General features: G+C 71.4%; 8 protein-coding genes. 5 read left to right on the top strand and 3 right to left on the bottom strand.

Features of this window, described 5'->3' with window-relative positions:
- Positions 1-17 precede the first annotated feature (17 nt).
- Positions 18-1991 carry a discoidin domain-containing protein gene (locus AB0D59_RS37310; RefSeq protein WP_362575165.1) on the top strand — a complete coding sequence of 658 codons (1974 nt, stop codon included), beginning with the start codon at positions 18-20 and terminating at the stop codon, positions 1989-1991.
- A 208-nt stretch (positions 1992-2199) separates the two neighbouring features.
- Here AB0D59_RS37310 and AB0D59_RS37305 read toward each other — a convergent pair whose 3' ends face one another.
- The 3 genes from AB0D59_RS37305 to AB0D59_RS37295 form a co-directional block, all read right to left on the bottom strand.
- On the bottom strand, positions 2200-2706 hold the full coding sequence (locus AB0D59_RS37305; RefSeq protein WP_362575163.1) for a pyridoxamine 5'-phosphate oxidase family protein: 507 nt from the start codon (positions 2704-2706) through the stop codon (positions 2200-2202).
- A gap of 166 nt (positions 2707-2872) precedes the next feature.
- Entirely contained in the window at positions 2873-3769 is an 897-nt protein-coding gene (locus tag AB0D59_RS37300) for a dihydrodipicolinate synthase family protein (protein WP_362575161.1), read from the bottom strand.
- 24 nt (positions 3770-3793) lie between these two features.
- Entirely contained in the window at positions 3794-4756 is a 963-nt protein-coding gene (locus tag AB0D59_RS37295) for a redoxin family protein (protein ID WP_362575159.1), read from the bottom strand.
- 495 nt (positions 4757-5251) lie between these two features.
- On the opposite strand from AB0D59_RS37295, the gene AB0D59_RS37290 reads away from it, so the two are divergent.
- The 4 genes from AB0D59_RS37290 (at position 5252) to AB0D59_RS37275 (ending at position 14774) form a co-directional block, all read left to right on the top strand.
- Positions 5252-6235, top strand: coding sequence for a hypothetical protein (locus AB0D59_RS37290; protein WP_362575157.1), 984 nt, complete (start codon positions 5252-5254; stop codon positions 6233-6235).
- A gap of 72 nt (positions 6236-6307) precedes the next feature.
- On the top strand, positions 6308-8155 hold the full coding sequence (locus AB0D59_RS37285) for an HSP90 family protein (RefSeq protein ID WP_362575156.1): 1848 nt from the start codon (positions 6308-6310) through the stop codon (positions 8153-8155).
- Between the two features lie 2 nt (positions 8156-8157).
- A complete protein-coding gene (locus tag AB0D59_RS37280) occupies positions 8158-11082 on the top strand; it encodes a hypothetical protein (RefSeq protein WP_362575154.1) in 2925 nt (974 codons plus the stop codon).
- A gap of 362 nt (positions 11083-11444) precedes the next feature.
- Entirely contained in the window at positions 11445-14774 is a 3330-nt protein-coding gene (locus AB0D59_RS37275) for a lectin (RefSeq protein WP_362575153.1), read from the top strand.
- Positions 14775-14828: the final 54 nt, after the last annotated feature.

Below are 14828 nucleotides of genomic sequence, written 5' to 3'. Positions count from 1 at the left end.
ACCGAAGAGGAGTCCAGATGGGTGTCACACGCAGAGTCTTCTTAAGAGCCGCGGTCGCGGCCACCGCGGTGGGAGCCGCGGGCGCCACCGAGACCGTACTCGCCCAGACCGCGTCCGCGGCCAGCCCACCGGGCGACGTGGTCGGCAAGATCACCGTCGGCTACCAGGGCTGGTTCGCCTGCACCGGCGACGGCGCGCCCATCAACGGCTGGTGGCACTGGACCCAGAACTGGGGCCAGCCGCCGTCCCCGACCAACACCGGCATCAGTTGCTGGCCCGATGTGCGGGAGTACACCAACACGTACCAGACGTCGTACGCCGCCCTGGGCAACGGCCAGCTCGCCAAGCTGTTCTCCTCCTACGACCAGCAGACGGTGAACACCCACTTCCTGTGGATGCAGCAGAACAACATCGACACCGCGGCGCTCCAGCGCTTCAACCCCACCGGCGGCGAAGGCCCCACCCGCGATGCGATGGCGACCAAGGTGCGCAGTGCCGCCGAGTCGTACGGCCGGAAGTTCTACATCATGTACGACGTGTCCAACTGGACGAACATGCAGTCCGAGATCAAGACGGACTGGACGAACAAGATGTCCGCGCACACCGCGAGTTCGGCGTACGCGAAGCAGAACGGCAAGCCGGTCGTCTGCATCTGGGGCTTCGGCTTCAACGATCCCAACCACCCCTTCACCCCCGACGCCTGCCTCGACGTCGTCAACTGGTTCAAGGGCCAGGGCTGTTACGTCATCGGCGGCGTCCCGCGCGAATGGCGAACCGGCACGGGAGGCTCGCAGCCCGGCTTCCTGGGCGTCTACCACGCCTTCAACATGATCTCGCCGTGGATGGTCGGCGCCATCGGCAACGTGAACGAGGCCGACAACGCGTACAACAGCTACACCGTCCCCGACCAGGCCGACTGCAACGCCAACGGCATCGACTTCCAGCCCTGCGTCCTGCCCGGCGACGTCTCCGGCCGGCAGCGCGCGCACGGCGACTTCATGTGGCGGCAGTTCTACAACATGGTGCGGGCCGGGGTGCAGGGCATCTACATCTCGATGTTCGACGAGTACAACGAGGGCAACCAGATCGCCAAGACCGCCGAGACCCAGGCCTGGGTGCCCACCAACTCCGGGTTCCTCGCCCTCGACGAGGACGGCACCGCCTGCTCCTCCGACTACTACCTCCGCCTGACCGGCGACGGCGGCCGCATGCTCAAGGGCCAGATCGCGCTCACCGCAACTCGCCCCACCCAGCCGATCGTCCCCAACGGCGGTGACACGACACCACCCGCCGCGCCGAGTGCCCTCACCGTCACCGGGCACGCCAGCAACTCCGTCTCGTTGACCTGGAATTCGTCGACGGACAATGTCGCTGTGACCGGCTACCGCGTCCTTCAGGTGTCCGGCTCGACCAGCACCCAGGTGGGCACCACCAGCTCAACCTCCTTCACCGTCACCGGACTCGGCGCGTCCACCGCGTACACCTTCGACGTCGTCGCCCTCGACGCGGCCGGAAACGTGTCGCAGCCCTCCAACCAGGTCACCGTCACCACCGACCCCCCTTCGGGCACCACCAACCTCGCCCTCCACCGCCCCACCTCGGAGAGCAGTCACACCCAGACCTACGCCTCGGGCAACGCGACCGACGGCGACGCCAACACCTACTGGGAGTCCGCCAACAACGCCTTCCCGCAGTGGGTCCAGGTCGACCTGGGCGCCGCCACCGGTGTCAGACGGATCGTCCTCCGGCTCCCCCCGGCGACCGCCTGGGCCACCCGTACCCAGACCATCGCCGTCCAGGGCGGCACGGACGCCGGCACCTCCACCCAACTCCTCGCCCCGGCGGGCTACACCTTCGACCCGGCCACCGGCAACACCGCGACCCTCACGCTCCCCGCCACCGTCACCATCCGCTACGTACGGCTCACCTTCACCGCCAACAACGGCTGGCCGGCCGCGCAGGTCTCGGAGTTCCAGGTCTTCAACGCCTGACATCCGACCACCCCCGCATGCGTCGGCTCAGTCCGGGCACCATGGCGTCGCCGGGGTGGATGCCGTCGACGCCATGGTCGGACCCGACCGGAGGCTGCCCGCATGATCGTCCGGTGCCTTCGAATCGTCAGCTCCACAACACCGAGCCCTGCTCCGTATCCCTGAGACCGGCGCCGCAGGAATGGCAGCGCCTCGGCTTCCGGGACGACTACTCCGACGACGTGCCCGATGCTGTCGGCGAGTACACCCGGCCGGGAGCAGCGATCCTCGCCGACGCCTGATCGCCGACGGAATAGCTCAGGTCCTGGGCAGTGAGTGAGTCGGGTACCAGCCGCAACCACATCGTGCCCTTTTGTTCGGGGTCATCATGCAGATAGTGGACGAAACGCGAGTCCCAGCGTCCCTCGTCCGCGCCGAGGTAGCGGATGAGTTTGCGCCGGCCCCGCGGTACGTCGAAGGGCACGAGCTCGGCGTCGCCGCGTGCGATCACCTGTCGGACAAGGCCCGTCGGGATGTCGCAGACGTCGACCACGAGCGCGACCCCCGGGTCTGCGCTGACGTGATCGAAGAGCCTGGCCCATGGTCCCGTCAGGACCCAGAAAGCTCCGTCCTCCCACAGAAACCACACGGGGCGCACCGTCGGGCCGTTGGTCGCGATGCGCGCGGTGAGCGGCCGGCTGAGGAAAGAGTCCACATCGAACGCGGGGGAGGCCATCCCTTCATTTTCTTCTCGTCGGAGTCCGTGGGAATCCGACCTTGGACCTAAGCCTCCCGGCCTGCCGTCCAGGGCCGCCGCGAGTTGAGCCGCTGGTGCTCGTCTGGCCATGGCCGCATCAAGTCGGTCGGCCGCTGCGCCCGCGGCGCTCGTCGGCCGCCGGGGCTCACCCGTCCAGCTGGAGCTGAGCCAGTACGTCGGCGACCTGCTTCTGGTCGTGGCCGCGGAGGCCGCGCAGGGGGAGGGGAAGGTTGGGGTGCGGAGTGAGGCCGAGCTCGGCTGCTGCTGCCGCGATGACCCGCAGCGATCCGTGCCGCGCAAAGAGGTCCCAGAGCGGCTGGAGCCGCTCCGACTCCTCTTGGGCGTGATCCGCCCGGCCGCCCTGGGCCAGCCGGGTGATGGCGAGGATCGGCAGGGGGAGGGTGCCGGCGGTCACCGAGTACCAGGCGTCGCATCCGGCGTTCAACCCGGCCGCTCCGAACGCGTCTCCACTGACGCCCACGGTCACATGCCGCGGCAGGATCTCCCGCAGCCGTGCCACACGGGCCCGCGCCCGGGCCGGGTCGGCGGGTACTCCGGGAATCTTGACCGACGCCACCCGGGGCAGCCGGGCCACCCGTGAGTACAGCTCGTCGGTGAAGGCGAACCGGGTGGTGCCCGGGTTGTCGTAGACCACCAGCGGAACGGAGAGGTTCGCCGTGACGTCCTCGTAGAGCCCGAACACGTCCTCGTCGGTCAGCGGCTGGTACGACACCGGCGCGAGCAGCACCCCCGCGGCCCCGGCGTTCTGCGCGTCCTCGGCCGCCACCAGCACGTCCCGGGTGCGCAGCGCCCCGATGCCCACGATGACCGGGACGCCGTCGGCGTGCTCCACCGCGATCCGGGCGGCGCGGGCCCGCTCCCGGAGCGTGAGGTACGCGTACGACCCGGTGGAGCCCAACGCCCCGACCGAGTCGACGCCGGCCGTGGCGAGGCGACGGTTCAGGTTCGCGAACGCCGCCTCGTCGATGCTCCCGTCGGTGGCGATCGGGGTGAGCGGAAACGCGCTCAGACCGGTGAACATGGGTGACTCCAAAGGCCGTTCGTCCTATCGGGGGTTGGCGCGCAGCCAGCTCAGCACCTGGTCGGCGTGCTCGTCCGGCGGGAAGACCGGGTAGAAGACGTGCTCGATCACGCCGTCCCGGACGATCAGTGTCAGCCGCTTGTAGAGCGTCCGCCCGGCGGTGTCGAACGTCGGCAGCCCCATGGTGCGAGCCAGGCTGTGCGTGGGGTCGGAGAGCATCTGGAACGGCAGGCGGAGCCGTTCGACGACTTCCCGCTGGTAGTCGGTGTCCTGGCTGGAGAGGCCGAACACGCCGGTCGCTCCGGTGGCCAGCAGCTCCTGGTGGTGGCTGCGGAAGCCGCACGCCTCCGGGGTGCAGCCGCGCGCCCCGGGAATCGCGTTCCATCCCTCGGGCAGATCGGTGCCCGGGCGTCCGGTGAGCGGGTAGACGTAGAGCACCGTCCGGCCCGTGCCGAGCGCGTCTAGACCGACCGTCTCTCCGTCGGTGGCCTCCAGTTCCAGGTGCGGCAGCTTCGCACCGGGCAGATGGGCGGCCTGCCCGTCGTCCTCGGGGACGGGCAGGTCGGCGGGCAGCGTCAGGTAGTCGCTCATCAGGTCCTCTCCCTCGCGTGCGGCGGTCGGTGAGACACGACTGTTGCGGTGGGCGGCCTGCTCCAGGTGTGCGAGCAGTGCCGTCCGGCGCGTGGTGAGTCCCTCGATCCGCCGGGTGAGGTCGTCGATGGCCTCTCTGTACCCGGCCAGCGAAGCGGGGCAGTCGTCGGCGTGCTGATGACCGGCCGCGAGACACTCCAGGAAGGGACGCGTGCGCTCCACCGGGATCCCGAGCCTGCCGAGCGCCTGGATCTCCTGCGCGAGCCGTACGTCGCCCTCGTCGTAGTCCCGATAGCCGTTGGCCAGCCGGCCCGGCGCGAGCAGTCCCAGCGATTCGTAGTAACGCACCGCTTTCACCGTCACACCCGCCCGGCGGGCGAGCTCACTGATCAACATGCCTCTCACCTCGACCGACGCTAAACCCTGCCCTTGAGGGTAAGGTCAAGCCGCCTCGCTGAGCGGGCGCGACGCCGCTGCCGTGCAGTGCGGTCACGGGGGTGAACCGCCACCCCGCGCGAACGCCCTTTCCTCGCCTGTCCACCGCCTCGTTGCCGGGCGGGGGAGCGCCAGGTCACGGAGCCCTTCACACGGTTGCCGTACCGGGACCCCGCCGACGGGCACGACCACCAGCCGGACATGCCGTACGCCTGCGAGACGCTGGTCTGGTCCTGATCGTACGGACGAGATCCCCTGGTTGGAGTGGGGAGCGGGGCGGGGCGCGCATGCCTGCGACATGCCTCTGCCGTTCGGTTGACCGCCGGCGGCCGGGGGAGGGGCGCGAGAGCGGGACCGGTCCCCGTGAGCCGCCCGCGAAAACCTTGTGGAAGCGATGTCGGTGGGGCCGCTTATGCTGCACCGGAATGATCACGCGGAACCTGGGGAGGGCGCGGCATGTTCGGCAAGCTGTTCGGCAGAGGCGGGGAGAGACCGGCGGCGGATCCGCATGCCCTTCCCGCGCCGCGCAAGCAGGACGGGGTGTACAAGCTGCGGACCCTCGGGGACACCCGGGTCATGGCGCTGGTGGTGGCGGCGGAGTCGGGGGACTGGGACGCGGTCAAGATGGCGTCGGCCCACTTCGACCTCGGCCGCGACCATCAGGTGCTGGGTGAACTGTCCGACGTGGACGGGCTGGAGGAGTGGATCGGCCGGGCCGTCGAGGAGGACGAGGAGCACCGGGCGACGGCCCTGCTCGTCTCCGGCTCGCGCCACATCATCTGGGGCTGGGAGGCGCGCACCTCCGCGCGTGCCTCGAACGTCTCGCAGGAGCAGTGGCGCATCTTCCACGAGCGGCTCCGCGTCGCCGAGGAGCACCTGCTCGCAGCCGCCGAACTGCGGCCGGAGTGGATCACGCCGTGGCGCCGTCTGCTCACCTCCGGACGCGGCATGTCGCTGGACACCGCCGTGAACGAGGCCCGGCTCGACGCCGCCCTGCGCCGCGACCCGCTGGACCTGGAGACCCACATCGAATGGGTGTCGCACCTTCAGCCGCGGTGGCACGGTGAGCCGGGCGCGGCCCTGGAGTTCGCGCGTACGGCGTTCGCCGACGCTCCCGACGGCCATCGCCTCGGCTGTGTGGTCGCCATGGCCCATATCGAGGACTGGGTGGAGTCGGACGACAAGAACTGCCTCGACACCCCCGAAATCCAAGGCGAGTTGAGGGTCGCGGCCAAGCGCAGCATCCTCCACCCCGACTACCGGCGGCGCCCGGGCTGGCAGGAGGACTTCAACATCTTCGCCATGGCCCTGTCGCTGGCCTCAGAGTCCATCGTGGCCCCGCGCGTCTACCACGAGCTGGACGGCGCCTTCACCCGGTGGCCCTGGACCTACATGGCGCAGCCGGAGAAGACGTACGCCCGTTTCCGGCGCCGCGCCTGAGCCGACGGCCGCCGTCACCGGTGGCTCCTTCACCGCCCGTCACCCTTCGACCACCCCACCCCGGACTCCTTGATGACTCTGCCCCACACCCCCGAGAGCCCGGCCGGCGCCGACCGCACCTTCCAGGTGGATCTGCGCGGCCTCGTCGACCTCCTCTCCCACCACCTCTACTCCAGCCCCCGCGTCTACCTGCGCGAGCTCCTGCAGAACGCGGTGGACGCGCTGACCGCCCGGCACGCCCTCGAACCGGACGCCGCCGTCGGCGCGTTCGGCATCCGCCTGTACGCCGACGGTTCGGTGGTCCGCGTGGAGGACGACGGCGTCGGCCTCAGCGAGGCCGACGTGCACACCTTCCTCGCCACCATCGGCCGCAGCAGCAAGCGGGCCGACGAGGTCGCCGAGCAACGTGCCGACTTCATCGGCCAGTTCGGCATCGGCCTGCTCTCCTGCTTCCTGGTCGCCGACGAGATCCACGTCGTCAGCCGCTCCGCCCGTACCCCCGGCGCCCCCGCCGTGGAGTGGCGGGGCCGCGGCGACGGCAGCTACTCCGTCCGCACCCTGCCCGCCGCCGCCCGCCCACGGCCCGGCACCACCGTCACCCTCACCCCCCGCGCCGACGCGGGCGAGTGGACCCGCCCGGTCCAGGTGCAGGCGCTGGCCCGGCACTTCGGCTCCCTGCTGCGCCACCCGGTGACCTTCGACGGCGGCACCGGAGGGCCGGGTGCGCCCGTCAACCCCGAGCCCGCACCCTGGGCGCGTACGTACCCCACGCCGGGAGCACGCTCCCGCGCGCTGGCCGGGTACGGCGAGGAGGTCTTCGGGTTCACACCGCTGGACACCATCGACCTGGACCTGCCGGCCGTGGGCCTGAAGGGCATCGCGTGCGTGCTCCCCGAGGCGGTGCCGGCCGGGCGCCGCCACGGCCACCGCGTGCACGTCAAGGGCATGCTGCTGTCCGAGCAGGCCCAGGAGATCCTGCCCGAGTGGGCGTTCTTCGTCCGCTGCGTCCTCGACGCCGAGAGCCTGCGCCCGACCGCGTCCCGCGAGTCCCTGTACGAGGACGACACCCTCGCCGCGGTCCGTGACGCCCTCGCCGAACGGCTGCGCGCCTGGATCGCCCGGACCGCCGCCAGCGACCCGGACCTCCTCGGCCGCTTCCTCCAGGCCCACCACCTGGCCGTGAAGTCCCTCGCCGTGCACGACGACGAGATCCTGCGGATGCTGCTGCCCTGGCTGCCGTTCGAGACCACCGCCGGACACGCCACCCTGGACGAGTTCGCGCGCACCCACCGCACCGTGCTGGTCACCTCCAGCGTCGAGGAGTTCCGGCAGGTCGCGGCGATCGCCTCGGCCGCCGGACTCGGCGTCGTCAACGGCGGCTACACCTACGACCGCGAACTGGTCCACCGGCTGCCGGAGATCAGGCCCGAGGTCAGTGTCGCCGACCTGGACCCGGCCACGCTCACCGCCCACCTCGACCCGGTCGACCGGGAGACGGAACTCGCCGCCTCGCCCTACCTCGCGGTGGCCCGCGACGCCCTCGCCGTCTTCGACTGCGACGTCGCGCTGCGCACCTTCCAGCCCGCCTCGGCCCCCGCCCTCCTCCTCGACAGCCGCGAGGCAAGGCACGAGCGCACCCGCTCCCAGCTCGCCCGCGAGCAGCAGGGCGGCGTGTGGGGCGACATCCTCGGCCACCTGCGCCAGGAGGCCCCGCGGGCCCAGCTGATCCTCAACCAGCTCAACCCGCTGGTCCGTACCGCGGTCACCATCGACGAACCCGAACTGGCCCGCACCAGCGCCGAAGCCCTCTACGGACAGGCCGCGATGCTGTCCCGGCGCCCGCTCAGGCCCGCCGAGTCGAGCCTCATCAACCGCTCCTTCCTCGACCTCCTCGCCCACGCCCTCCGCAAGGACAGCTGACGATGCCGACCGCACCCCATGCCCAGAACACGGACGAGCTGTACCGGGCGCTCCAGGAGAACGACCGGCGCCCCTACGGCCGTACCCGCACCGTCACCGCCGAGGAACTGGTCGAGGCCGCCGAGCAGTTCGCGGAGCCCCGCCCGCTCGTCCACGCGCTCCTCGCACTCCAGAAGGCGTACAACTACGGCTCCGAGCCCAGGAAGTCGCCCGTCGTCTTCGCCCGCGTGCTCACCCTCTTCGACGAGCAGCCCGACGTCTTCGACGAACGGCTGCGGCACACGCTGTTCTGGCGGTTCAAGTGGGTCGCCGGCGCCCTGCTCGCCCTGCCCGAGGTACCCCTGGCCAGCCTGCGCCAGTGGCTCACCGAGATGCGCGACCGCTACGAGAAGGCCGGCCTCGGGCTCCAGCCCTACTACGGACAGGCCTACCGGCTCGCCGCACACGTCGGCGAGGACACCGACCCGGCCTTCGAACTGTGGGCCGGCCGGACCCGTACCGAGCTCAGCGACTGCGAGGCCTGCGAGATCTGCGAGCGCGCCCTGTACCACCTCGCGGCGGGCGACGACGAGCGGGCGCTGCGCACCTGGGAGCCCGTCCTGGCCGGGAAGGAGTCCTGCCAGGAGGAGCCCGCCCGCTCCGTCTCCTACGCGCTGCTTCCCCTGCTGCGCACCGGCCGCACCGACCGGGCCCGCGAGCTGCACCTCACCGGCTACCGCGCCTGCCGCCGCAACCCCGCGATGTCCGGCGAGGTCGGCCGGCACCTGGAGTTCTGCGCGCTGACCGGTAACGAGGCACGCGGCCTGGAACTCCTCGCCGAGAACCGGGCCCTGTTCGACGAGCTCGACTCGCCGCTGGACCTCGTCGGCTTCCTCACCGGCGTCGAGGTCCTCCTCCAGCGCGTCGAACTCCTCGGCCACGGCGACCTGCCCGCCGCCGGCTACGCCGGCCGCACCTGGACGGTGGCCGGCCTGCGCGCCGAGGTACGCGGCCGCGCCGCCGACCTCGCCGCGCGTTTCGACGCCCGCAACGGAACCACGGCCCACACCGACCGGCACACCGCCCGCCTCGACCGTGCGCCCCTCCTGGACGCACTGGAGCTGACCCTGCGCGCCCGCGGCCTCGACGACGTGGCCCCGGCCGCCGCGCCCGCCGTCGCCGTCGCCGTCCCAGAGTCGCTGCCCGAACTCATCGCTCGCGCAAGGAAGTCGGAGGAGCAGGGGCATCCGGACGCGACGGCCTGCTGGGCCCGGCTGCGCACCCTCGTCGCCGCCCCCGGCTACGCCCACCCCGACGACCCGGCCGTCGGACCGCTCGTACAACTGCGCGCGGACCTGCTGGCCGACGAGGCGGGCCGGGTGGGCGAACAGGACCAGTTCGACAAGGCGGCCGCCCTGTGGGAAGAGGCCGCGAGCCTGTACGACGAGGCCGGAGCGCCGGGTGACGCGGCACTCGCCCGCGCCTGCGCCGTGCTCCCCGCGGCGGAACTCCCCGCGGAGCGCGCCGACGGAGCCGAGGCGAAGGCCGCCGCGCTGACCGCCGCCCACGCGGCCCTCGTCCGTCTGCAGGAGGAGACGCCCGACCTCGCCCCGTACCAGGAGGCCCGTGTGCTGCGGCTGCGGGCGAGCGCGCTCGGCCTGCGGCTGCAGGCGACGAGGGACGAGGAGCACATCGCGCCGGTTCTCGCCGAGGTGGACCTGCTGCTCGCCTTCGCCACCCGGCACGACATCACCGGCCAGATCTCCGGCGCCCACCTGCTGCGGGCCAGTACCCACGCCCTCTCCGGCGATCTGCCCACCGCGGTCACGGAGATCGACGCCCTCCTCGACCGGCTGAAGGCGGACGGCCCCGCCTGGCACCTGCCCCGCACGCTCGGCCTGCGCGGCCGGCTCCGGCTCGGCCTCCAAGACGCGCGGGCCGCACACGAGGACCTGACCGAGGGTCTGCGGCTGGCCGCCGACTGGCCGTCCGACTCCGTCGACACCGCACGCCTGCACGGTGATCTGGCCCAGGCCTGCATGCACCTGGGCCGCCCCGACGAGGCGCTGCGGCACCTGTCCCGCTCCGCGGAGCTGGACCTGCGCCACGGCAGCCGCACGGACGCCTTCTGCACCTACGGCAACGTCGCCCAGCTCAGCCTCGAACTGGGCCGCGTCGAGGACTGCATCGCGCTGCTCGACTCCCTCCTGACCGAACCGGACGCCGCCGCCGGGGAGATGGACGACCGGCTCGTCGCCCAGCTGCGCCTGTACCGCGCCCGCGCGCTGCGCGCGGGAGAGGACCTCAAGGCCGCCACGGCGGAGTTCGCCGCCCTGGCGGCCGAGTCGGCCGGCTGGGACGACGACCCCGGGAGCCACGCCATGATCGCCGCGGAGACCGCCGTACTCCTCGCCGAGTCCGGCGAGTTCGGCCGGGCCCGCGAGGCCGCGGACCAGGCCCTCGCCGCCCACGCCCGGGCCCCGCGCTACGAGCAGCTCAGCAGCTGCCTGCGCGAACTCGCCCGCCTCCAGGCCCAGCGGCAGGGCGCCGAGGGCCTGGCCGACGCCCTCGCCGTCCTCGCCGACGCGGGCAGGGTCGCCGACGAGGCCCGCGCCGCCGAGTACGAGGCCCGCGACCGCTCCCTGGACAGTGCCCTCGCTTACGAACACGGACGGGTCAACGCCTACGCCGGTGAGTACGAGACCTCCTTGGCCGCGCTGGACAGGGCCCTCACCCTGGTCGGCGCACCGGGACCCGACAAGGACCACGCGGGCGAGTGGGCCGAGTGCGTCCGGCTCGCGGCTGTCGTGGAGGGCATCTACCTGGAACGCCCCGTCCCCGCGCTCACCCGCCTCGACGCGGCGATCTCCCACCTCACCCCCCTGGGCCACACCGAGGAGACCGAGCCCCTGACCTCCCTGGCGGCCCAGCTGCGCGACGAGGGGTGACACGGCGGTGGGCCGGGGACCGCGGGGCACCCCGGCCGGAACTCGCCCGCCCCGAAGGCGGGCTCGCGTCCTCGACGGCGCGGGCCGTGAACTTCGCACCCAGAAAGTCTTGTTGGCCTCGTTGACACGCCGCAAGCACAGGCGTTTCACTCGACACTCGTGCATGGCAACGTTGTCAGGCCGTGGGAGCGACCCGAACCGTTGCCTGTCGCCGGCATTCCGGTGTTTTTCGGCGCGCCGACACCTGATGTGCGAAGCACGAACCGCTGCGGAGGCAACCGATGGTGAGACCCCGACGTTCAGCTGCACCAGCCGACCGAGCAAGATTCCGCCGACGCCTCGTTGTGGTCTGCGTCCTGGGTATGGCAGCCCTTCCGCTTCCGGCGATCGGAAGCGCCCAGGCCGCGGGCAACGCGACGCCGCCTCTCGTGAACGACCCCGCGTCCCTCGTCAACCCCCTCATCGGCACCTCCGGTGCGGTGGACACCTTCCCCGGCCCCGACATGCCGGCCGGCATGGTGCAGTGGGGTCCCGACACGACGCCGAACCGCCCCGACGGCGGCGGCTACGAGTACGCCGACAAGAAGCTCTCCGGCTTCAGCCTCACCCACGTCTCGGGCCCGGGCTGCCCGGTCGCGGGCGACCTGCCCGTGCTGCCGGTGACCGGCGCACTGCCGGGCGACCTCGGCAGCGCGTCGGTCGGCTTCAGCCACGCCGACGAGCAGGCCGCCATCGGGTCCTACCAGGTCACCGACGCCAACGGCGTGAAGACCGAGCTGACCGACACCACCCGCGCCGGTCTCGGCAGCTTCACCTTCCCGGCGGGAGAGCAGGCGAACCTGCTGTTCAAGCTCAGCGGGGGCGCCACCCAGGTGGACGGGACCCGCGTCCAGGTGGTGAACAGCAAGGAGATCAGCGGCGCGATCGACAGCGGCCACTTCTGCGGCGCGAACAACCGGTACACGCTGCACTTCGACATCAGGTTCGACCGTCCGTTCGCCGCGAGCGGCACCTGGGTCGGCAGCACCGTCACCCCCGACGCGAAGTCGCTGAAGGCGGGCAAGGTCAGCCAGACCCCGCAGAAGTCCACGTCGAAGCCGCTGAAGGAGAAGCACTTCACCGTCCCGGCAAAGCCGGCCCCGACGGTCCACGGGAGCGCGGCCAAGGCCTCCGCCACGGCCTCCGCGACACCGAGCGCCAGTACGGCATCCCGGTTGTCCAAGGCCGCCCAGGCCGCCCAGCCGCCCACAACCGGCGCCAACGGCATGTACCTGACCTTCGACACCTCGTCGAACGCCACGGTCACGGCGAAGGTCGGCATCTCGTACACGAGCGACGCCAACGCGGCGGGCAACCTCGCCACGGAGATCAAGAACTGGAACGTCGGCGCCGTCGAGAAGGCCAACCACGACGCCTGGAACGCGGTGCTGAAGAACATCCAGGTGGGCGGCGGGTCCGCCGATCAGCAGACGCAGTTCTACACCGCGCTCTACCACGCCCTGCTGCACCCGAACGTCTTCTCCGACGACAACGGCCAGTACATGGGCATGGACAACCAGATCCACAAGCTGGCCAAGGGGCAGAAAGCCCAGTACGCCACCTACTCGGGCTGGGACACCTACCGTTCCCAGACCCAGCTGATGGCGATGGTCGAGCCCAAGGTCGCGAGCGACGTCGTCACCTCGATGCTCAACGGCTACGACCAGACGGGCCTGCTGCCCAAGTGGGCCTCGAACAACGGCGAGAGCTATGTGATGGTCGGTGACCCGGCCGCCGGCATCATCGCCGGCGCGTATGCCTTCGGCGCGACGGACTTCGACACGGGCAAGGCCCTCGCGGCCCTCCAGCACGAGGCCACCGTCCCGAACAACGACCGCCCCGGCGAGTCGGTGCGGGACGCCAAGGGCTACCTCCCGCTGGACGAGAACGACTACAACTGCTGCAACTTCTACGGCCCGGTCTCCACCCAACTGGAGTACGACAGCGCCGACTACGCCCTGGCCGCCTTCGCGAAGTCGCTCGGCAGGACGGCCGTCTACGAGAAGTTCGCCACCCGCGCCCAGGACTGGATGAACGTCTTCAACCCGCAGACCGGCTACATGCAGGCCAGGAACAAGGACGGCCAGTTCGCGGGCGGTTTCACCCCCGGCACCTCCAACGGCTTCGTGGAGGGCACCTCCGCCCAGTACACCCCCATGGTCCCCTTCAACCTGCAACAGCTCATCCAGGCCCGCGGCGGCACCAAGGCGTACTCGTCCTACCTGGACAGCCTCCTCGACGACATCACCAGCCCCGGCGGCACCGACGCCGACCTGAGCAACGAGCCCAGCGTGGAGATTCCCTGGGAGTACAACTACACGGGCCAGCCGTGGAAGACCCAGGCGGCGGTCCGCGCGGCCCAGCAGGGCCTGTACTTCAACGCCCCGGTCGGCTCGTTCGGCAACGACGACCTCGGCGCCATGAGCTCCTGGTACGTCTGGTCCGAGCTCGGCATGTACCCGGAGACCCCGGGCACGGACACCCTGGTGCTCGGCAGCCCGGCGTTCCCGGTGGCCCAGGTGACCCTCGGCAACGGCAGGACGGTGCGGATCAACGCCCCGCAGGCCGCGCCCGACGCGCCGTACGTGCAGTCCCTGAACGTCAAGGGCAAGGCCTGGAACACCTCCTGGCTGACGTACCAGCAGTTCAAGGGCGCGGGCACGCTCGACTACACGCTCGGCACCCAGCCGAACGCCTCCTGGGCGTCCGGCCCGTCGGCGGTGCCGCCGTCGGACACCACGGGCGGCGGCCGGGTACTGGCGGCGACCGGCCCCAGCAACGGCCTGGTCCTCCAGCCGGGCCAGGGCGATGACGCCACCCTCGACCTGACCAACCTCGGCAGCAAGGCCGTCACGGTCGACTGGACGGCGACGGTGCCCTCCGGCGTCACACTGGACAAGGCCTCCGGCTCGCTGACGGTGCCCGCCTCGGGCAGCGTCGAGGCGAAGGTCCATGTGACGGCGGGCCCGGACGAGGGGACGTACCCGGTCGCCTTCGCCCTGACCGACCACGGCACCGGTGCGGCACTGTCCGGGGCGACCCTGCGCGTGGCCGTCGCCAAGGCCGGTGCGCTGTGGCCGTACGCCACCAATGAGGGCATCTATCCCGACGGCGCCACCTACTCGGGCGGGTTCGACGGCGGCGGCTGGGCCTACTCGCAGAACGCGCTGTCCGCGGCCGGTGTCACGAGCGGGTCCCCCCTCACGGTCGACGGCATCTCCTACACCTGGCCGACGGTGACGTCCGGTCAGCTGGACAACCTGGAGATGGCCGGCCAGACGATTGCCATGCCGGCCGGCACGTCGGGGTCGTCGCTGGGCCTGCTGGGCGCCGCGGTCAACGCCCCGACCGACGGCAGCGGGGTCTCGGGCACGCTGACCGTCACCTACACCGACGGCACCACCTCCCAGGCGACGGTCGGCTTCTCGGACTGGACGCTCAACGGCGGACCGAGCAAGCCGCTGCCGGGTGACACGACGGCCGTCACCACCGCCTACCGGAACACCGGGAGCGGGGGCCGGGACGGCGTCAAGACCTTCGTCTTCGCCACGAAGGTCCCGCTGGACCCGTCCAAGCAGGTGGCATCGGTCACGCTGCCGGTGACCGGCCAGACGGGCACCGACCACCTGTTCTCCTACGGCTTCGGCCAGTAGGAGACACCGCGGCACCGAGCAGGAGGGCCGGTTCCCGGACTCACGTCCGGGGAC

Origin of the sequence: Streptomyces sp. NPDC048417 (assembly GCF_040651615.1) — a bacterium.
Taxonomy (GTDB): domain Bacteria; phylum Actinomycetota; class Actinomycetes; order Streptomycetales; family Streptomycetaceae; genus Streptomyces.
This window is presented reverse-complemented; position numbering and strand designations above follow the sequence as displayed.

Bases quoted from the DNA above. Each gene is read 5' to 3' on its own strand.
- AB0D59_RS37285 (WP_362575156.1), top strand. From the start codon at position 6,308: ATGACTCTGCCCCACACCCCCGAGAGCCCGGCCGGCGCCGACCGCACC.
- AB0D59_RS37300 (WP_362575161.1), bottom strand. From the start codon at position 3,769: ATGTTCACCGGTCTGAGCGCGTTTCCGCTCACCCCGATCGCCACCGAC.
- AB0D59_RS37290 (WP_362575157.1), top strand. From the start codon at position 5,252: ATGTTCGGCAAGCTGTTCGGCAGAGGCGGGGAGAGACCGGCGGCGGAT.
- AB0D59_RS37310 (WP_362575165.1), top strand. From the start codon at position 18: ATGGGTGTCACACGCAGAGTCTTCTTAAGAGCCGCGGTCGCGGCCACC.
- AB0D59_RS37275 (WP_362575153.1), top strand. From the start codon at position 11,445: ATGGCAGCCCTTCCGCTTCCGGCGATCGGAAGCGCCCAGGCCGCGGGC.
- AB0D59_RS37280 (WP_362575154.1), top strand. From the start codon at position 8,158: ATGCCGACCGCACCCCATGCCCAGAACACGGACGAGCTGTACCGGGCG.
- AB0D59_RS37295 (WP_362575159.1), bottom strand. From the start codon at position 4,756: ATGTTGATCAGTGAGCTCGCCCGCCGGGCGGGTGTGACGGTGAAAGCG.
- AB0D59_RS37305 (WP_362575163.1), bottom strand. From the start codon at position 2,706: ATGGCCTCCCCCGCGTTCGATGTGGACTCTTTCCTCAGCCGGCCGCTC.